This window comes from Vibrio sp. 1978 (assembly GCF_033344345.1).
Genome location: NZ_JAWPOP010000854.1, coordinates 1 through 557, shown reverse-complemented (window position 1 = coordinate 557; position 557 = coordinate 1). Strand labels below are relative to the sequence as shown.

The following is a 557-nucleotide window of genomic DNA, read 5'->3' as shown; positions in this document are numbered from 1 at the left end:
ATCCTTTGTAGAGAAGCTTAATGCGTATAAAAATGCTTTGCCAGTTAAGCTAGTTGCTGATTTGAGTGAAAAAGTAACGGAGCTATACAATGCATTCAATCGCTATGATTCTCCAAACGATAAGCTAGCGGCAGTTCAGTTACCACTTGGACAAAACCAACGCTTGAAGATTTCTTTCCAAGCAGAGCCTGAGAAACACTTCGACGCTTTACATGTACTCAGTGAAGGTCACATTCGCTGTTTAGGTTTAGCGATATTGCTTGCCAAAAACATCAAAACGGATTGTCCGCTGTTGATCTTCGATGATCCAGTTAATGCAATCGATGACGAACATAGACAAGCAATCAGAGAAACTTTATTTAAAGATGAGTTCTTCAATGCCAAGCAAATTATTATGGCGTGCCATGGTGAGGAGTTTTTTAAAGATACACATCAAACGATAGGTTCAAAAGCAGCTAAAAGCGCGGAATCCTACATCTTTATGCCTCAAAAAGGTGAACGACACGTTCAAGTGCTTTCTCTTCAGCGCCCTAAAAACTATGTTTTGGCAGCTTCTG

Annotated in this window: 1 pseudogene; it reads left to right on the top strand. The window is 40.2% G+C overall.

Annotation, left to right across the window (positions count from 1 at the left end):
* Positions 1-557 (top strand): annotated as a pseudogene (locus tag R8N49_RS29490) (chromosome segregation protein SMC); the annotation flags it as partial.